Here is an 18,573-nt window from a genome sequence, read left to right on the forward strand (position 1 = left end):
GTTCCTCGTCCGACAGTCTCAACTCGGCCTTCGGCCGCCCCGTCCGTGCCATGAAGCAAGCTTATACATCTGAACAGAATTCCTGACTCAGAAGACTAGGGCCGGCCGTCGAACTGCCGCCTGCCGGGCGACGCCTGGCACGTACGCGCGCGGCGTCGCCGAAATGCCCTGGCGGCCCGGCGGGTGGCATGCGGTCAAGCGGCGGGCGGCATAGGGCGCATTGCGTCTAGGCTTGGGCGGCTGAACCGCGTACGCACTCCGTATGCCCCCGAGCACGCACCGAGGAGAACCCCCGATGTCCGCAGAGCGCCCCTTCCTGCCGCCGGTGCGGCTGAACTCCGAGGCCGAACTGGCACGGGACGCGCTCGCCGCTCCGCTGTTCGTCCGCGCCGTCAGGCTCGCCCGCTGGGCCGGACCGGACACCCGGGTCGGCGCGGGCGGCGAACTCGTCGAGGCGCAGCTGCCCGCGGCCGCCGAGCACCTCGGCCTCCCTGCCGACGAGGACGGTGCCGCGTACGCCGGCGAGGCCTGGCGGCTCGCCGTGGACACCGGCCTCCTCGACGTCACCGACCCCGAGGAGGACGGCCGGGACCCGGAGGGCCAGGGCGAGGTGGGCCCCGAGAGCGAGTCCGAGGGCACCGTCACCGTGGGTGAGAACCTGGCCCTGCTCACCGGCGGTTCCCCGCAGGACGTCCTGTCCATCTGGCTCGACGGCCTGGACGCCGTGCACGCCGACGCCACCGCGCCCGTCCTGGACGACTTCGCGGACCTCGTCGGCGAGGACGGCTCGATCGACTTCGACGCCCTGGACTGGGACCCGGAGGCCGAGGCCGAATTCCTCGACGGGGTCCTCGGCAACCTCTACCTGCTCACCCTCGCCGACAACGGCGCGGGCGAAGGGCCGGTCCCGCTGCCCGCTCTCGCCGCGTCGATGATCGTCCCCGACGACATGGGCGAGCCCACCGACGACATCCTGGAGCAGGTGTCGGAGGCGATGATGCGCCTCGACGACCAGTTCCGGCTCCTCGAACCCATCGGGATCGTCGAGTACCGGCCGGTCGACGAGGCGTTGCTGGTCGAGGAGGGCGAGACCGCGGACGCCTCCGCCGCCGGGGCCGACGACGAGGACGTCACCCGCTACGGCATGGTCAAGCTCACCCCCCTCGGCCTGTACGGCGTCCGGGCCCGGATGCTGGAGGCCGGGCTGGAGGCCCCCGCCGTCGGCGACCTCGCGGGCAAGGGCGCCGACGCCCTCCTCGACGGCATCGCCCACTACCCCGAATCCGCCGCCCGCGCCGAGGTCAAGCTCTGGCTCGCTGCATACGGCACCGAGGGCGCGGTAGCAGCGGCCGCCGAGCTGCTGGCCGCCGCGCGCGGCACGGACGAGGGCGCCCCGCTGCGCCGCCTCCACTGCCAGCAGGCCCTCGCCCTGGCGGGCCCCGAGGCGGAGCCCGCCGTACGCGCGGTGCTCGGCGACCCGGAACTGGGCGGCCTGGCCCGCGTCTGGCTCGCGGAGCGCGGCGCCGCCGACGTGCCCGCCCCGCCGGAGGACATGATCTTCTGGCTGGCCATCGACACCATCGCCGCCCAACTGGACGCGGACGGCGAACTGGACGAGCTCCAGGGCCTCGTCGAGGGGCTCTCCGCGCAGCACGGCGGCTTCTTCGACGAGGTCTGGCGCGTCGACCACCCGGCCACCGCCGATGTGCTGGAGGCGATGGGCCGGCTGCACAGCGACAAGAAGGCCGCCAAGGACGCCCGCAAGGCGGCGTTCAAGGCCCGCTCGCGCGCGGGGAGTTGAGGGAGTCGACTCGGGAGCGGCGCTGAGAGTCGAGCGCTGCTCCTACCGAGCAGCTGCCGGCGGCTCGCGGCCTCAGGAGGCCCATGCCGCCTGCCGGGCCCGTGGAATATTGTCTCGCGCCCGGTCAACGCGTTCTCTAAGGTCATGGGCATGCACCTCCCGGTGCGAAGGCGGCGGCTCCTTCCTTTCCTGAAATGTGCCGCAGCCACTGGTGAACTCGGGAGGCGCGAGCGCCGGGGTGCCCGGTGCGCAGGCGACGGATACTTCTGGATCTGAGGGTTGCGGGTTCGAGTCCCGTCCGGCTCCGGCCGGTAGCTCAATCGGACAGAGCTTCAGACTGTTCTCCGTCGCCGACTCCTGATCTCGGGCACCCCGTTCCGCCGCCGCGCTCTCCCCCAGGAATTCGGGGGAATTCTTCTCATGTCTCGCTTCAATTTCCGTACGCACAGGTCCCGTTCCGCCGGCTTTGAGCAGCCGGTCTCGCCCGTCACGACGACCGGCGCGGTCGCGCCCAACCACCAGGGCGGCAGCGGACACGTGCGCGACGCCCGCTCCGAGCTCTTCCTGCTCGCCGTCGCCAACTTCGTGGCCCAGGACACCTACTACGAGGGCGGAGACCGGCGCGACGACCGGTTCGCCACGCTCGTGCGCCGCCTCGCCGTGGAGGACCCCACCTGGACCGCGGGGCTGCTCCACTGGCTGCGCCGCGACGGGCAGATGCGGACCGCCTCGCTGGTCGGCGGCGCGGAGTACGTGCGGGCGCGGCTGGCCGCGGGCTGCACCGAGGGGCCCACGAACCGGCAGGTCATCGACTCCGTTCTGCTGCGGGCCGACGAGCCAGGCGAGCTGCTGGGCTACTGGACCTCCCGCTACGGGCGCGCCCTGCCCCAGCCCGTGAAGCGGGGCATCGCCGACGCCGTACGCCGCCTCTACACCGGCCGTGCCCTGCTGAAGTACGACACCGCGTCCAAGGGCTACCGCTTCGGCGACGTGCTCAACCTGGTGCACGCCGCGCCCGACCCCGCCAAGCCCTGGCAGGGCGAGCTCTTCCGGTACGCGCTGGACCGCAGGCACCGGCCGGAGAGCGCCGTGCCGCCCGCCGCCGACCGCACGCTGGGCGCCCACCGGGAGCTGATGGAGCTGCCGGTGGCCGAGCGTCGCCCCGTCGTCACCGGCCCCGGCGGCGCGGAGCGGCTGGCCGAGGCCGGGATGACCTGGGAGTCGCTGGCGGGATGGCTGCAGGGCCCGATGGACGCGGCGGCGTGGGAGGCGGTGATTCCGTCGATGGGGACGATGGCGCTCGTCCGGAACCTCCGGAACTTCGACGAGGCCGGGGTACGGGACGAGGTCGCGGCGAGCGCCGCCGCCCGGATCAGCGACCCGGAAGCCGTCGCCGCTTCGCGGCAGTTCCCCTTCCGCTATCTCGCCGCGTACCGGCACGCGCCGTCGCTGCGCTGGGCCCACCCGCTGGAGCAGGCCCTTGGGCACTCGCTGGGCCAGGTTCCCGCGCTGCCCGGCCGCACCCTGGTCCTGGTCGACCGCTCCGGTTCGATGGCCGCGCCACTCTCCGAGCGCTCCCGGCTGAACCGGGCCGACGCCGCGGCCGTCTTCGGCGCGGCGCTGGCTCTGCGCGCCGCCGACGCGGACCTGGTGCAGTTCGGCACGACCAGCGCGCCGGTGACCTTCCGCGCGGGCGAGTCCGTGCTCCGGGTCCTGGACCGCTTCGGCAACCTGGGAGGCACGAACACGGCGGAGGCGGTGCGGCGGCACTACCGGGGCCACGACCGGGTCCTCATCGTCACCGACGAGCAGGCCGCGTACACGCGCCGTGGCGACGCGACCCGGAGCGTTCCGGACACGGTGCCCGTCTACACCTGGAATCTGGCCGGATACCGGCTCGGCCACGCCCCGTCCGGCGAGGGAAACCGCCACACGTTCGGGGGTCTTTCCGACGCGGCGTTCCGCATGGTTCCGCTGCTGGAGGCGGGAGGAAGCGCTGACTGGCCGTGGTGAGCGCTGATTACGAATCCGGCACTTCTGGGCCCCTGGGCGCCGACGGGCATGGCGTCGGGCCTTCACAGGGCGCATACTCGACTTAATGAAACAGTCAGCCCGGCGTCACCTGCCTTCCAGTCCCTTCAACCGTCCGGCTCAGGAGGCCCCACCGGTCGAATGCTTCGATGTGGGCGACCGGGTGTCGCACGACCAGTTCGGGCTCGGCAGGATTCTTGCTGTCGAGGGCGACAACGATGCAGTCCTCATCGACTTCTCGGGGCGTCAGGGAAGGATCCTGAGCCCGTACTCCAAGTTGACCAAGCTCTGAGACGCGAGACGAGTACGAGCAGCGTCCGTCTTCTCCGGATCCGGGGTGCCTGAATCACTTCAGGCGCCCCGGACTCCGTCGCGGCCCTCTCCGGCCCTCCGGGCGAGGGCCCACCTGGCGGCTACAGGGACTTGGCGGCGGGCTTCACCATGCCCCGCACGGTGCGCGACTTCACGAACTCGCCCATCGCGGTCATCTCCCACTCGCCGGTGAACTGCTTGATGAGCTTGGCCATCATCACGCCGGTCTGCGGCTCGGCGCCGGTGAGGTCGAAGCGGACCAGTTCCTCGCCGGACGCGTCGTCGATCAGCCGGCAGTAGGCCTTGGCGACCTCGTTGAACTTCTGGCCGGTGAACGAGTTCACCGTGAAGACCAGGCCCGTCGCCTCGGTGGGGATCCGGCCCAGGTCCACGACGATCACCTCGTCGTCGCCCGCGCCGTCACCGGTGAGATTGTCACCGGAGTGCTTGATGGCCCCGTTCAGGATGGTCAGCTTGCCGAAGTAGCAGCTGTCCAGGTGGTTGCGGCTGGGGCCGTAGGCGATCACCGACGCGTCCAGGTCGATGTCCTTGCCGCGGAACGCGGGCTCCCAGCCCAGGCCCATCCTGACCCGCGAGAGCAGCGGGGCGCCGCCCTTGACGAGGGACACGGTCTGGTTCTTCTGGAGGCTGACCCGGCCCTTGTCCAGATTGATCTTCCCAGAGCCGGCAGGCGGGGCGGGGGCCGCCGGGGGAGCGGGCGGGGCGGCCGGAGCGGGCGGGGCGATCCGCGGGTCGACGGGGACGGCGGCCGGTGCCGCGACCGGCGGTGCCACCGGGGCGGGGGCGACCGGCGCCGGGGCGACCGGGGCCGCGGGCTCCTCGACCGAGACGCCGAAGTCCGTGGCGATCCCGGCCAGCCCGTCGGCATAGCCCTGGCCGACCGCGCGGGCCTTCCAGGCGCCGTTGCGCCGGTAGACCTCGATGACCACGAGCGCCGTCTCGGCGCCCAGCTGCGGCGGGGTGAAGGTGGCGAGCGCACCGCCGTCGTCCGCGTTGCGCACGGTGGCGGTGGGCTCGATGCCCTGGAAGGTCTGGCCGGCGGCGTCCGGGCTCGCGGTGACGACGATCTTCTCGATGCCAGGCGGGACGGCCGCGGTGTCCACCACGATCGCGTCGGGTGCGGAGCCCCCGCCGGAGCGGTAGGTCACACCGGGGCCCGAGGGCTGGTTGTAGAAGATGAAGTCGTCGTCGGAGCGCACCTTGCCGTCGGCGGTGAGCAGCAGGCCCGAGACGTCGAGCCGCACCGGGGCGGCGACGTCCACCGCCACGCGGGCGGCGGAGAGCGGGATGTTCGAGCCGGGGGTCATAGCGGTCATGATCGGGGTAACGAACGACCCGGCTTTGCCGTTCCCTTACCTTCGGCCGTCCGGATCATGGCCGTCGAAGTGCCCTCAGCGGCGGTTGCGCGGGTGGTTGCGGGCGGTGCGTTCGTTGCCGTGCTTGTACGCGCCGGTCCAGCGCGCCATCACCAGTTGGGCGTCGCCCGATGTCACCTCGGCCAGGAACTTCTCCGCCCGGCCGCCGCGCAGGGTGCCCGCGGGGTGGCCGTGGTGGGTGATGGTGACGCTTCGGTCGCCGTGCTGTTCGTACTGGAATCCGGAAGGTCTCGGCATGTTCGTATCCTGCCCGCCGGGCCGCACCCCGTCGCCCGAATTCTCGCGCCCGCGTCTTCCGCATCCGCTTCCGTGCGGGTCAGTGCGGCCAGATCGGCGGGTCGGTGACGACGTGGCCGCCTAAGGCGTGTTTCGAAAGTCCCGCCTGCTCGGCGGCGTCTGGCACGCACGCTCGCCGCGTTGTCGGGATCACCCCGGTACATCCAGTATCGGGGCGACCCTCCGCCTTGCGATCGCTCCCCGTGACCGCGTTCGGGCCGGACGGCACCGTCGGCCTCGACGTCTTCCGGGCTCATGTGCGGGCCGGGATCGACGCCGGAGCCGCCGCGGTCTTCGCCTGCTGCGGCACGGGCGAGTTCCACGCTCTGACCCCCGAGGAGTTCCGCCTCGCGGTCGCCGCCGCGGTCGAGGAGACCGCAGGACGGATCCCGGTCGTCGCCGGGGCCGGCTACGGCACGGCGCTCGCCGTCCAGTACGCGCGGGCCGCCGAGGAGGCCGGTGCGGACGGGCTCCTCGCCATGCCGCCCTACCTCGTCGCCGCCGACCAGGAAGGGCTGCTGAACCACTACGCGGCGCTCGCCGCGGCCACCGGTCTGGAGACGATCGTCTACCAGCGCGACAACGCGATCTTCACCCCCGAGACGGTCGTCGCCCTGGCCCGCACCCCCGGCATCATCGGGCTCAAGGACGGCCACGGCGACCTCGGCCTCATGCGGCGCATCGTCAGCGCGGTCCGCACTCACCGGCCCGGCGACGACTTCCTGTACTTCAACGGGCTGCCCACCGCCGAGCTCACCGGCCTCGCCTACCGGGGCATCGGCGTCACCCTCTACTCCTCCGCCGTGTTCGCCTTCGCCCCGGACATCGCCCTCGCCTTCCACCGGGCCCTGGAATCCGGCGACGACGCCCTGGTCGACGCACTGCTCGACCACTTCTACCGGCCGCTCGTCGAACTGCGCGCCAAGGGGCGGGGATACGCCGTCTCCCTGGTCAAGGCCGGTGTCCGCCTCCAGGGCCTGGACGTCGGCGAGGTACGCACCCCGCTCACCGAACCACCCGCCGCGCATGTCAAGGACCTCATCGAGATCATCGCGAGCGGCCGCGCCCTGCTGGAGGAGCACGCCACCACTCCGGGGGGGCCGGCGTGAAGGCGGGCGTCTTCCTCTACCCGTGGGACGTCGTCGGGGACCCGGACGCCGCCGCCCGGATCGCGGACCTCGGCGTCCGACAGGTCACCCTGGCCTCCGCCTACCACTCCACCCGGGCCCTGACCCCCCGCCACCCCGCCCACCGCATTGTGACCGCCGAGCACGCCGCCGTCCTCTACCCGCCGGACCCGGGCCGCTGGGCGGGGCGGCCCCTCGCCCCGTACCGCCAGAGCTGGACGGCCGGCGACGATCCGTACGGGGAGGCCGCGGGGGCCCTGGCCGCCGCAGGCCTGGAGGTGCACAGCTGGGTGGTCCTCGCGCACAGCTCGCGGCTCGGCGCGGAGCACCCGGACACCTCGGTGGTCAACGCCTACGGGGACCGCTACCCCTGGGCGCCGTGCATCGCCCGCCCCGCCGTGCGCGACCACCTCGTGGACCTCGCGGCGGAGGCCGCCGCCCGGCCCGGAGCGCGCGGCACGGAACTGGAGTCCTGCGGCTGGTACGGCTTCGCCCATCTGCACGCCCATGACAAGGTCGCCGGCGTGGGCCTCGGCGACGCGGCGCAGTACCTGATGTCGCTGTGCTTCTGCCCCGAATGCCGCGAGGGGTACGGGGAGACGGGCGCCGACCCCGGTGAACTGTCCGCCGCCGTCCGCCGCGCCCTGGAACCGGCCTGGTCCGGCGCGGGTTCCCCGGAGTCGGGCCGGGAAGGCATCGAGAAGCTGCTCGGGCCCGAACACGCGAACGCCACCCTGCGATGGCGCGGCCGGGTCGCCCGCGCGTTCCAGGAAGCGGCCGTCGCCGCCGTACGGGCCGAGGCCCCGCCCGGCTTCCAGGTGCTGTTGCACGCCGACCCCGCCCCGTACCGCACCGGTGCCAACGTCGGCGTCGAGGCGGACCACATCCTCGCCGTGGCCGACGGCGTGGTGCTGCCCTGCACCGGGTCCGACGCCGCCCGGGAGGCGGTCCTCGGGCCGTTCGCCGGCCGGGGCGGAGTGCGTGCCGCCAACTTCGGGATCGTCACCGGGATGGGCGGCAGCCCCCGTACCCTGGAGCGCGACGCGGCCCACGCCGCCTCGCTCGGCGCGGACCAACTGCGCCTGTACCACGCGGGGCTCGCCTCGGGGCCGGACCTGGAGGCGGTCGCCGCCGCGCTGTCACGGCTGGGGTGAGGCGGGGGCGTGGTGGTGTCGCACGCCTAGGGACGAGCAGGGGCGTTCCGGCCGTTCCCTTCCGTGCCCCTTCTCACCGATCTCTCACGCGGCCCACGCGCTGTGACCCTCAGCCCGGGGTGATGAAACCGGACTCGTACGCCGCGATGACCGCCTGGGTGCGGTCCCGGGCGCCGGTCTTCGCGAGGACCGCCGCCACGTGTGTCTTCGCCGTCGCCGGGCCCACCGCGAGCCGCTTCGCGATCTCCGCGTTGGTCAGCCCCGCCGCCATCAGCCGCAGCACGTCCGCCTCCCGCCCGGTCAGCCGCGCCACCCACGCCGGGGCCCCGGCCCGCCGCCGCGCGGCGTGCTCGGCGGCCAGCGTGCGCACGGCCGCCGGATAGAGGAGCGAGTCGCCGCACGCCACCAGCCGCACCGCCTGCACCAGCTCCTCGGCCGCCGCCCGCTTCAGCAGGAACCCGGCCGCCCCGGCGTGCAGTGCCTCGTACACGTACGCGTCGTTCTCGAAGGTCGTCACCACGACGATCCTCGGCGGGTCCTCCAGTGTGGCGAGGATCTGCTCCGTGGCCCGGATGCCGTCGATCTCCGGCATCCGCACGTCCATCAGCACCACGTCGGGCCGCAGCTCCCGCACCACGGATACGGCCTCCGCGCCGGTGGCGGCCTCTCCGACGACCTCGATGCCCTCCTCGGCGTCCAGGATCACGCGCAGCGCCGTACGCACCATCCGCTCGTCGTCCGCCAGCACCACCCGCACCGGAGCCCCGCTCATGACCGCTCCTCCGTCCGCCCGGCCGTCCCCGAGGCCGTCCTTCCGGCCGTCCCCGGGGCCGCGCCCGTTCCCGTTCGCGGGACCGTCAGCGGCAGCAGGGCGGTCAGCCGCCAGACGCCGTCGTGCGATCCCGCCTCGGTGCGGCCGCCCAGCAGCACGGCCCGCTCCTCGATGCCCCGCAGCCCGCGACCGCCCCCGGGACGTGCCACGGCGGGCCGCCCGCCCAGCGGATTCTCCATCACGATCTCCAGCTCCCCCTCCCGTACCGCGATCAGCAGCCGCACCGGGGACGGGCCGCGCCCGCCGTGCCGCAGCGCGTTGCTCAGCCCCTCCTGGACGATCCGGTACGCCTCCCGCGAGACCGCCGGGGCCACGCTGTCCGGGTCACCCGGATCGCCCTCCCGCTCGTACGCCACCGGCACCCCGCAGTGCGCCAGCAGCCCGCCGAGCGCGTCCAGCCCCGGCCCGTGCATCGTGCCCTCGTCGTCCGGCTCCCCGTCCTGCCGCAGCAGCCCCAGTACCGAGTCCAGCTCCCCGACCGTCCGCCGCGTCGTCTCCTCGATGGCGGTCAGCGCCTCCCGGACGAACTCCGGATCGCGGTCCAGGACCCGGCGCGCCGCCCCCGCCTGAAGGGTCACGGCACTCAGCGCATGGCCCACCGAGTCGTGCAGCTCCCGGGCGAGCCGGTTGCGCACCGCCAGATCCGCCGCGCGGCGCTCGGCGGCGGCCAGCCGGTCCTCGGGCGTCGGCCCCAGCAGCACCGGCGCCCGCCGGGCCAGCACCTTCCCGGCCACGGCGGCGACCAGCGCCAGCGCCAGCAGCATCGCGACCCCGGCGAACGGCGCGAGGGCCAGGGCCCACGGCTCCCGCAGCACCCGGGGCCCGTCGAGCAGCCGGGTGCCGCGCAGCCCCGCGAAGAACGGCAGGCCGGCCACCGCCACCGCGAACGGCGGCAGTGCCAGCGTGGCTCCGCTGACGACCCCGCCGAGCGCCAGATGCAGGGTGTACCAGCCGGCGGTACGCACCCGGGCCTGCCGGGTGCGGGCGGGCCCGTCGGCCAGCAGCGCGGGCGGAACCCCGCACAGGGCGCGGGCGGCGGCCACGGACAGCGGCCGGACGAGGGCGAAGAAGCCGGTGACCGCCGCCATCGGCAGGGCGAGGGCGAACGCGACGAGCTGGGCGGGCAGGGAGGAGAAGACCGGTTCCCCGTCGCCGGCCACGCCGACCAGGACCGTGCCGACGAGGAAGTAAGGCATCAGCAGCGCGCCGCCGATGATCAGGTGCAGCCAGCGCAGCCGCGCCCGCCGTCCGAACAGAGCGGCGAGCGGCTTCATGACACCCGGCTGCCGGAGTCCGGGGCGCAGGCCCCGGTGGCCCCGTTCTCGGCCGGGGGCAGCGCGGAAGCCGCCGCGCGCTCCGCGAAGAAGTACGCGCCCAGCGTCACGACGAGAGCCCCGGCCAGCATCTGGACAGCGTAGGTCACCGTCGTCACCGTCGTCGGCCGGTCCGCCGCCTCGCCCGCGCCCATCAGCCCGGCGACGCTCAGCCAGCCACCCCAGCAGGCCATCTCCGCCGAACCGACCCAGGCCAGGACGAGCGGCAGCCGCAGGGAGAGGCGGCCGGTGCGCCGGAAGGCGAGCAGGAGCACGCCGACGGCGGTGACCACCACGAAGAGCAGGCTGACGGCTTCCAGGACGTAGAAATCGCTGGAGCGGTCCGCCGCCCGGCCCGCGTCGAGCCCGGCGGTCGAACCGGCGACCCACAACAGGTGCGTGACGCCGGGGAGAAGGGCCGCCAGCGCGGCGGCGACGGCGGTCGCGCGCAGAGCGGGCGCGGTCGGACTCTCCGGGAGGTCCCGCAGCCGCCCCTGCCACAGATGGCCCCAGCGCTCCCTGGCGTACAGCGCGAAGAGGGTGCCGAGGGCGAGGCCCTGGACGATGAAACCGCCGTAGACGACGCCGAAGACCCACGGGTCGAGGAACGGTTCGGAGCTCCCCTCACCGACCGGCCGCCCTGCGCCACCGCCGAGGAGCCGTGCGGCCATCTGGACCGGGAAGGCCGTCATGATCGGCAGCAGCAGACCGCTCGCCACCCACATCGGCAGCACCAGCAGCCAGCCGGGCACCCGCTTGCCCCAGGGCCGGGTGAGCAGCAGCGCGAGGACGATGACGGCGCTGTCCATCAGCACCGTGGCCCCGTTGGCGACGCGGAGCGCGGTGCCGCCGTCGAGCAGTGCGCTGTCGTCCGGGATGCCGAGCCGACTGCCCGCCATCCAGGCCACCTTGAGCCCGATGTAGGGCAGACAGGACAGCATGGCGACCGCCCGGAGCACGGCCTGCGCCCGGCTGATGCGGTACGGGGGCGGCTCGGGCGGTACGACGGTGGGTTCGGGTGTCCCGGGGCGCTGCGGGACGGGCGGGGACGTGGCGGGGGGCCGGTTCGCTGTCATGGCACCAGGCTTCCGCACCGCCCGTGCCCGCACGTCCTGCCCGGTGACGATCCGCCTCCGCCGCGCGGGGGAGGCCCTACGAGCGGAGCGTCACCAGGACCTCGTCGATCTCCCCGCCCCGGGCCCGGGCGAACCCGCGGTCCTTGCCGGTCACCACGAAGCCGCACTTCTCCAGCACCCGGCGCGAGCCGAGGTTGTCGGCCGCCGCCCGTGCGTGCAGCGGGCGCGTGGGCGTCTCGTCGAGGAACGCCCGCAGCGCGGCCGTCGCCAGTCCGCGGCCCCAGTGCGCACGGCCGATCCAGTACGTGACCTGGCGGTCGCCGGGGTCCCCGTACGCCCCGACATGGCCCACCACCGCACCGTCGGCCACCACCGTGCGCATCACCACCCCGCCGGACCCGGCGCGGAGCCGCGCCCAGTGGGCGTCGAACGCGGCGCGGTCGGTGGGGTCCTCGGAGGTGAAAGCGGCGACGCGGGTCGCCTCCGGGTCGCTCATCCAGGCGAAGAACAGCGGTAGATCACTGTCCTGGACCGCACGCAGGGCGATCTCGGTCATCAGAGTCGCCGGGTCGCGAGGGTGAGCCGGTCCCGGGCGTCGAACAGGGCGTCCTTCACCGTCTGTTCGTGGCCGGGGGTGAGCCGGGCGACCGGCACCGAGCAGCTGATCGCGTCGCGCGCGGGCGTCCGGTACGGGATGGCGACGCCGAAGCAGCGCAGGCCGAGGGTGTTCTCCTCGCGGTCCACAGCGTAGCCCTGCTCGCGTACCAGCCGCAGTTCCTCGATGAGCTTCTCGCGGTCCGTGATGGTGTGTTCGGTCAGCGCGGGAAGCGTCTCGGGGAGCATTTCGCGGACCTGCTCGTCGCTGTGGGTGGCCAGCAGCGCCTTGCCGAGCGAGGTGGAGTGCGCGGGCAGCCGGCGGCCGACCCGGGTGAAGGGGCGCAGATAGTGCTGGGACTGCCGGGTGGCGAGGTAGACCACGTTCGTCCCGTCGAGGCGGGCCAGGTGGATGGTCTCCGTGGTGTCGTCGGACAGCCGGTCCAGGGTGGGCCGGGCGGCGGCCACGACCTCGTCGCCGTCGATGTACGAGGTGCCGACCAGCAGGGCCCGCACGCCGATCCCGTACCGGGTGCCCGTCGCGTCCGTCTCCACCCAGCCCAGCTCCACCAGGGTGCGCAGCAGCATGTAGAGGCTGGACTTGGGGTAGCCGACCGCCTCCTGGACGGCGGCCAGCGAGTGCATGCCGGGCCGCCCCGCGAAGTACTCGAGGAGCTCCACGGTCCGTACCGCGGACTTGACCTGTGCCCCACCGGACTCGGCGACCGACATCGCCCACGCCCCCTTCTCCAGCTCTTCGGCTTTCGTCCGCATCGTCGTCCGAAAGCCCGCCACCACGATTGCCAACATGGAACACCCGGAAATAGAGTCCCAGGACATTCACGATCAGGAACTCTGTTCAGAATACCGAACACTTGCTGATGCACGGCCGCAGACGGCAGGCAGACCGTCACAAGACGGTCGACAGACGGAGGGAATCACGGTGAGCGCAGCACCAGTCTGGAGTGTCGACCCCCGAACCGGGAACCCGCGCGAGCAGGTTGCCGTGGAGGCTACCGCCGAGGAAGTGGACCGCGCGGTCCGGGCGGCCCACGCCGTCCGCGACGCCCTCGCCGACCGCACGGCGCGCGCCGCGTTCCTGCGTACGGCGGCGGAGCTGCTGGCGGATTCGGGCGAGCACATCATCGAGGCGGCCGACGCGGAGACCGCCCTCGGCCCGGCCCGGCTCACCGGTGAACTCGCCCGCACGGCAGCCCAGTTGCGGGCGTTCGCGGAGGTCGTCGACGAAGGCGCCTACCTCGACGTCCACATCGACCACGAAGACGGCTCGCGCACTCCGCCCTGGCCCGATCTGCGGCGCTACAAGATCCCGCTCGGGGTCGTCGCCGTCTACGCGGCCAGCAACTTCCCGCTCGCCTTCTCCGTCCCCGGCGGTGACACGGCCAGCGCGCTCGCGGCCGGCTGCCCGGTCGTCGTCAAGGCGCACCCCGACCACCCGGCCACCTCCGAACTCTGCGCCTCGGTCCTCCGCCGCGCCGCCGCCCGGACCGGCCTGCCCGAGGACGTGGTCACCCTGGTCCACGGCTTCGACGCGGGCGTCGAGCTGATCCGCCACCCGCTGGTGAGCGCCGCGGGCTTCACCGGATCGGTGCGCGGCGGACGCGCCCTGTTCGACGCGGCGGCGGCCCGGCCCGCCCCCATCCCCTTCCACGGCGAGCTCGGCTCCCTCAACCCGGTCGTCGTCACCGGGGCGGCCGCCGCCGAGCGCGCCGGGGAGATCGGCGCGGGGCTCGGCGGCTCGATGACCCTGGGCGTCGGCCAGTTCTGCACCAAGCCCGGCTTCGTCCTGGTCCCCGAGGGAGCCGCCGGCGACCAGCTGGTGAAGACCCTCACCGAGACGGTCAGCTCCACCGGCTCCGGCGTCCTGCTGGACCACCGCATGCGGGACGCCTTCGTCGCGGGCGTACGGGAACGGGCCGCGCTGCCCGACGTCGATGCCCCCGTCACCCCCGGCGCGGGCGGCGAGCACACCGTCTCCGCCGGATTCCTCACCGTGCCGGCCGCCCGGCTGACCGGGCAGGGCCCGCACGACGCGTTGCTGGAGGAGTGCTTCGGCCCGGTCGCCGTGATCGCCCGGTACTCCTCCGTCGCGGAGATCGCCGCCGTCCTCGCCCGGCTGCCCGGGAACCTCACCGCGACCCTCCAGACCGCTACCGAGGAGGCCGACCCCGACGCGGCCCGCCTGCTGGCCGCCCTCACCCCGCTCGCCGGCCGCATCCTGGTCAACGGCTGGCCGACCGGCGTCGCCGTCGCTCCCGCCCAGCACCACGGCGGTCCCTACCCCGCCACCACGTCCACCTCCACCTCGGTCGGCGCTACGGCGATCGAACGCTGGCTGCGCCCGGTCACGTACCAGTCCACCCCCGAGGCGCTCCTCCCGCCGGAGCTCCGCGAGGACAACCCGCAGGGCCTGCCCCGCCGGGTGGACGGACGCCGCGCATGACCCTGGACCTGGACGCCCTCCCCTTCGCCCTGGACGCGGCGGGCCCCGACGGACGCTGGACCCACGCGGACGGCGTCCTGACCGGCCGGGCCGGACCCGGCCAGGACCTGTTCGTCCCCCCGTCCGGCGACTCCCTCGAACCGGCCTCCGACGCCCCGCGCCTGCTCGGCGCGGTGGGGGAGGGCGACTTCCGGCTGCTGGCCCGGGTACGTCCGGGCCTGGTCTCGGCGGGCGACGCCGGAGCGCTGTATCTCCACGTCGGGGACCGGGAGTGGGCCAAGCTCTGCCTGGAGCACTCGGCGGACCTCCCGACCGTGTGCACCGTCGTCACCCGGGGCCACTCCGACGATGCCAACGCCTTCGTGGTGGAGGAGGGTGTCTGCTGGCTCCGCCTCAGCCGCACCGGCAGCGCCTACGCCTTCCACGCCTCCGCCGACGGTGAGACCTGGACCTTCGTCCGCGTCTTCACCCTGGGCACCGAGAAGGAGCGGGCGGCCGCCCGCGCCGGCTTCCTCGTCCAGTCACCCACCGGCGAGGGCTGCGGCGCGGTCTTCGACCGGATCGCGTTCCTGCCCGGGGGAGTGGAGGACCTGCGCGACGGACGGTGAAACGGGGGCCGGCGAGGCAGGGAGGCGCCCGGGTTCCGAGAAGGCTTCGCGAGGACGGAACGGGTGGAGGGCCCATCACCCCTACGGGCCGTAGCCCGAGCGTGCGAAGATCGTTTCCAGCGAACGAGCCGGCCGGACGTGCGCGCCTCCGCGTCAGCCGCTGAGGAGCACCTCTGCCCGGAACCGGCCGGGCGCCCCCGTCGCCCCGGCTCCGGGAATCACCTGATCAGGTTCGGTGTTCGACCGAGAGGTCCGTCCTGCGGGGCGGCCTCCGTACCCCCGTCCGCGACCCCTGGAGAGAAGAAGAGTCATGCGCGTCGAGATCTGGAGCGACATCGCCTGTCCGTGGTGCTACATCGGCAAGGCCCGCTTCGAGAAGGGCCTCGCGGAGTTCGCCCACCGGGACGAGGTCGAGGTGGTGCACCGCTCCTTCGAGCTCGACCCCTCACGGGCCAAGGGCGACACCGCGCTCGTGATCGACATGCTGGCCGAGAAGTACGGCCGCAGCCGTGAGGAAGCGGCCTCGATGGAGGCCAACGTCGCGGCCAACGCGCAGGCCGAGGGGCTCGGCTACCGCACCGAGGGCCGTGACCACGGCAGCACCTTCGACATCCACCGGCTGCTGCACCTGGCCAAGGCCCGCGGCCGCCAGGACGAGCTGCTGACCCTCGCCTACCGGGCGAACTTCGCCGAGGAGCGCTCCGTCTTCGACGACGAGGTGCTGCTCGCCCTCGCCGTGGAGGCCGGACTCGACGCCGACGAGGCCCGTACGGTTCTCGCCGACCCCGAGGCGTACGCGGACGACGTCCGCACCGACGAGCGCGAGGCGGCCGAACTGGGCGCCAACGCCGTGCCGTTCTTCGTCCTCGACCGGCGGTACGGGATCTCCGGCGGCCAGCCGTCCGAGGTCTTCGTCCAAGCGCTGGAGCAGGCCTGGAAGGACCGTCCCGCCACCGCCCTCACCCCCGTCGGCGGGGACGCGGCGGCCTGCGACGCGGACGGGGCCTGCGAGGTTCCGCGGAGCTGAGCTCCCGCGGAGGCCGTCAGCCGCCATCCATAAGCGTTCCTTTGATGCACCCCCTTACTCTTCGTAATTGACTTTGAGTTAAGGGGGCTCCAGGGTGGGTGTATGACGATCCTCACGCCCATCCCAGCGGCAGCCGCCGAATTCGCGCCCGAGGTCACCTACCTCAACACCTCCAGCTGGGGCCTGCTGCCCCGCCGGACGATCGCCGCCGTCAAGGCCCTGGCCGACGAGAACGCCGCCGGCCGGCGGGAGGGGGCGGGCAGCTTCGGGGCGGTGGAGGCCGCCCGGGCCGGTTTCGCCCGGCTCGCCGGGGTCCACCCGGACCGGGTCGCCACCGGCAGTTCCGTCACCGTCCACGTCGGCCTCATCGCCGCCTCGCTGCCGCCCGGCGCCGAAGTCCTCTGCCCCGAGGGCGAGTTCTCCTCCGTGGTCAGCCCGTTCGCGCTCCGCGGTGATCTGCGCATGCGGTACGCCCCGCTCGCGGACCTCGCCGCGGCCGTGCGCCCCTCGACCGCCCTCGTCGCCTTCTCCGCCGTGCAGTCGGCCGACGGCCGGGTCGCCGACCTCGCCGCCGTCCGCGCTGCCGCCGCGGCGCACGGGGCCCGGACCCTGCTGGACGGCACCCAGGCGGCGGGCTGGTTCCCGCTGGACGCCGGGGCGTACGACTACACCGTCACCGGCGGCTTCAAGTTCCTGCTCTGCCCGCGCGGCACGTCGTTCCTGACCGTCACCGAGGAGGCGGAGGGCACCCTGCCGCCCCTCTTCGCCGGCTGGGTCTCCGCAGGCGCCCCCTGGAACAGCAACTACGGTCCGCTGGAACGCCTCGCCCCCACCGCCCGCGGCTTCGACGAGCCGCCCGCCTTCCTCTCGTACCACGGGGCCGAGCACTCCCTCGACCTGCTCGCGGAGGTCGGCGCGGAGTCCCTGTACGCGCATGCCACCGGTCTCGCGGCCCGGCTGCGCGCGGGGCTGGCGGAGCTGGGGCACGAGGCGGTCCCGGGGGAGTCGGCGATCGTCGCCGTGCCGGGGCTCGACGGCCGTGCGCCCGACCTCGTGAAGGCAGGGATCGCCGTCTCGGCCCCGGCCGGGAATCTGCGGATCTCCTGCCACCTCTACAACACCGAGGCCGATGTGGACCGGGTGCTGGAGTTCCTGGCCTGACGCCTCCCGTGTACGCCTCGCGCGTACGCCGGAGCCGGCGCCCGGATCAGCGCCGGTCGGGCAGTCCGCGGCCTCCAGGGACCGACGCGTGGGGCGGCTCCGACGAGGCCCGCATCCGCTTCGCCGTGGAGGTCGTCAAGGCCGTCGCCGCCGAGATCGGCCCGGAGCGCACCGCACTGCGCATCTCGCCCGGCAACCCGTACAACGACGTCGACGAGCCCGCGCCGGAGGCCCGTACACCGCGCTCGTCCGGGCGATCGAGCCGTTCGGCCTCGACTGCCCGCACGTTCTGGCCCGTTCAACACCCCCGACCCGTCGGCCCTCTTCGGCGGCAACGCCAAGGGCTACACCGACTCCCCGGCGCTCGACGCCGTCTGATCGCTCAACGGCCGCCCGTCCCACCGCCACGAGGTGCGGCGCGGGTGGTCCGGCAGCTCGGCGCGGCCGGTGGCCCACAGCAGGACGGTCCACCGGTCGCCGCCCGCCGGGGCGTCGGGGAAGAGCCGGGCCAGCACCCGGTCGCAGAGCGCGGCCGGTGGCGCCCACTCCAGGCCCAGGCCCTCGGCGAGGTCATGGGTGTGCACCAGGGTCTCCACCACCCCCATCGCGGCGAAGCCCTCCGGGTCGGAGATCCCGTACCCGTGGTACGAGCGCACCTCGGGCGGCGTCGTCCGCGCCATCGAGGCCAGCAGCGCCCCGCTCGCCTCCAGCGTGGCCAGCAGCCCGGCGGGCCCGGCGTCACGGTCGGCGAAGATCGCGTTGTGCGGCCCGCCCTGCCGTTCGGGCGCCCACCGGTAGGGCACGTCACCGTCCAGCGGGGGCGTACGCGGGCCCAACTGCACGGCGTACGCGAACAGGTCGTCGCTCAGATGCTCCACCGTCTCCCAGCAGGTCCACGTGAGGGTCCCCGCGGGCGCGTCCCAGCGGTCCGCCGGGGCCCCGGCCAGCACGTCCACCGCGAGCCGCACCGCCGAGGTCACGTCGTCGGCGGTCACCGGCAGCCGGGTCCCGGTCAACGCCGCCCGTTCGGCCGCGCTGCACTCCACACAGAACTCGTTGCCCTCGGGGTCGGCGAGCGTCGCCCAACCGCGTCCGTTCGGTTTGCGGTGGTCGCCCACCAGGGTCGCGCCGAGCGCGAGCAGCCGCTCGACCTCCTCGTCCCGGGAGCGGTCCTGCGGCTGGATGTCCAGATGGACGCGGTTCTTGGTCTGCTTCTCCTCGTCCACCTGGACGAAGAGGACCGCCGCGCCCGGGGCCTCGACCAGCGCCTCCGGATCACCGGGGAGGTCGTCGTCGGCGAGCGGCGATCGGAGCACCTGGGCCCAGAAGCTGCCGAGCGCGTAGGCGTCGGCGCAGTCGATCGTGATGTGGCGTACATGGGAAGTCATGGCGGACACCCT

The 18,573-nt window shown here is 73.8% G+C and carries 17 protein-coding genes and 1 pseudogene; 10 read left to right on the forward strand and 8 right to left on the reverse strand.

From position 1 onward, the window contains the following. The first annotated feature begins 295 nt into the window (after positions 1-295). From IG90_RS0127680 to IG90_RS44425, 3 genes are all read left to right on the forward strand, one after another. Positions 296-1,801, forward strand: coding sequence for a hypothetical protein (locus IG90_RS0127680; protein WP_030590095.1), 1,506 nt, complete (start codon positions 296-298; stop codon positions 1,799-1,801). A 420-nt stretch (positions 1,802-2,221) separates the two neighbouring features. Further along, positions 2,222-3,814 carry a TROVE domain-containing protein gene (locus tag IG90_RS0127685; RefSeq protein WP_030590098.1) on the forward strand — a complete coding sequence of 531 codons (1,593 nt, stop codon included), beginning with the start codon at positions 2,222-2,224 and terminating at the stop codon, positions 3,812-3,814. Between the two features lie 85 nt (positions 3,815-3,899). Beyond that, a complete protein-coding gene (locus IG90_RS44425; RefSeq protein WP_032752687.1) occupies positions 3,900-4,124 on the forward strand; it encodes a hypothetical protein in 225 nt (74 codons plus the stop codon). Between the two features lie 121 nt (positions 4,125-4,245). Here IG90_RS44425 and IG90_RS0127695 read toward each other — a convergent pair whose 3' ends face one another. Continuing rightward, on the reverse strand, positions 4,246-5,481 hold the full coding sequence (locus tag IG90_RS0127695) for a TerD family protein (protein ID WP_030590101.1): 1,236 nt from the start codon (positions 5,479-5,481) through the stop codon (positions 4,246-4,248). 75 nt (positions 5,482-5,556) lie between these two features. Beyond that, positions 5,557-5,778 (reverse strand): hypothetical protein, encoded by a 222-nt coding sequence (locus tag IG90_RS0127700; protein WP_030590104.1) that lies wholly within the window; start codon positions 5,776-5,778, stop codon positions 5,557-5,559. Between the two features lie 188 nt (positions 5,779-5,966). Here IG90_RS0127700 and IG90_RS0127705 point away from each other — a divergent pair, with 188 nt between their 5' ends. Then, a complete protein-coding gene (locus IG90_RS0127705) occupies positions 5,967-6,926 on the forward strand; it encodes a 5-dehydro-4-deoxyglucarate dehydratase (RefSeq protein WP_030590107.1) in 960 nt (319 codons plus the stop codon). After that, the gene (locus IG90_RS0127710; RefSeq protein WP_030590111.1) at positions 6,923-8,098 is read left to right on the forward strand and encodes a hypothetical protein; all 1,176 of its coding nucleotides are present in this window, start codon (positions 6,923-6,925) and stop codon (positions 8,096-8,098) included. The genes IG90_RS0127705 and IG90_RS0127710 overlap by 4 nt, the downstream gene beginning before the upstream one ends. Positions 8,099-8,207: 109 nt before the next feature. Here IG90_RS0127710 and IG90_RS0127715 read toward each other — a convergent pair whose 3' ends face one another. The 5 genes from IG90_RS0127715 to IG90_RS0127735 form a co-directional block, all read right to left on the reverse strand. Then, entirely contained in the window at positions 8,208-8,870 is a 663-nt protein-coding gene (locus tag IG90_RS0127715; protein WP_030590114.1) for a response regulator transcription factor, read from the reverse strand. Then, positions 8,867-10,204 carry a sensor histidine kinase gene (locus tag IG90_RS0127720; RefSeq protein WP_051860288.1) on the reverse strand — a complete coding sequence of 446 codons (1,338 nt, stop codon included), beginning with the start codon at positions 10,202-10,204 and terminating at the stop codon, positions 8,867-8,869. Before IG90_RS0127720 ends, IG90_RS0127715 begins: the two co-directional genes overlap by 4 nt. Next, positions 10,201-11,184, reverse strand: coding sequence for a hypothetical protein (locus IG90_RS0127725; RefSeq protein ID WP_051860291.1), 984 nt, complete (start codon positions 11,182-11,184; stop codon positions 10,201-10,203). Before IG90_RS0127725 ends, IG90_RS0127720 begins: the two co-directional genes overlap by 4 nt. A gap of 211 nt (positions 11,185-11,395) precedes the next feature. Next, complete coding sequence (locus IG90_RS0127730) at positions 11,396-11,875, reverse strand: GNAT family N-acetyltransferase (protein WP_030590122.1); 480 nt, start codon at positions 11,873-11,875, stop codon at positions 11,396-11,398. Beyond that, positions 11,875-12,645 carry an IclR family transcriptional regulator gene (locus IG90_RS0127735; protein WP_030590125.1) on the reverse strand — a complete coding sequence of 257 codons (771 nt, stop codon included), beginning with the start codon at positions 12,643-12,645 and terminating at the stop codon, positions 11,875-11,877. The genes IG90_RS0127730 and IG90_RS0127735 overlap by 1 nt, the downstream gene beginning before the upstream one ends. Before the next feature lie 211 nt (positions 12,646-12,856). Between IG90_RS0127735 and IG90_RS0127740 the strand changes: the two genes are divergently transcribed. The 5 genes and pseudogenes from IG90_RS0127740 to IG90_RS42530 form a co-directional block, all read left to right on the forward strand. Then, positions 12,857-14,377 (forward strand): aldehyde dehydrogenase (NADP(+)), encoded by a 1,521-nt coding sequence (locus tag IG90_RS0127740; protein WP_078585438.1) that lies wholly within the window; start codon positions 12,857-12,859, stop codon positions 14,375-14,377. Continuing rightward, positions 14,374-14,985, forward strand: coding sequence for a DUF1349 domain-containing protein (locus tag IG90_RS0127745; RefSeq protein ID WP_030590131.1), 612 nt, complete (start codon positions 14,374-14,376; stop codon positions 14,983-14,985). The genes IG90_RS0127740 and IG90_RS0127745 overlap by 4 nt, the downstream gene beginning before the upstream one ends. Before the next feature lie 310 nt (positions 14,986-15,295). Further along, positions 15,296-16,012: a DsbA family oxidoreductase gene (locus tag IG90_RS0127750; RefSeq protein ID WP_030590133.1), complete on the forward strand. Its 717-nt coding sequence runs from the start codon at positions 15,296-15,298 to the stop codon at positions 16,010-16,012. A 102-nt stretch (positions 16,013-16,114) separates the two neighbouring features. Further along, positions 16,115-17,173, forward strand: a complete 1,059-nt coding sequence (locus IG90_RS0127755) for an aminotransferase class V-fold PLP-dependent enzyme (protein ID WP_030590136.1) — start codon at positions 16,115-16,117, stop codon at positions 17,171-17,173. 80 nt (positions 17,174-17,253) lie between these two features. Further along, a pseudogene (locus IG90_RS42530) lies at positions 17,254-17,551 on the forward strand (oxidoreductase); the annotation flags it as partial. Here IG90_RS42530 and IG90_RS0127760 read toward each other — a convergent pair. Continuing rightward, on the reverse strand, positions 17,518-18,561 hold the full coding sequence (locus IG90_RS0127760; RefSeq protein WP_030590137.1) for a VOC family protein: 1,044 nt from the start codon (positions 18,559-18,561) through the stop codon (positions 17,518-17,520). The pseudogene IG90_RS42530 and the gene IG90_RS0127760 sit on opposite strands and share 34 nt — an antisense overlap. Positions 18,562-18,573 lie beyond the last annotated feature (12 nt).

Source organism: Streptomyces anulatus, from assembly GCF_000721175.1.
GTDB lineage: Bacteria > Actinomycetota > Actinomycetes > Streptomycetales > Streptomycetaceae > Streptomyces > Streptomyces anulatus_C.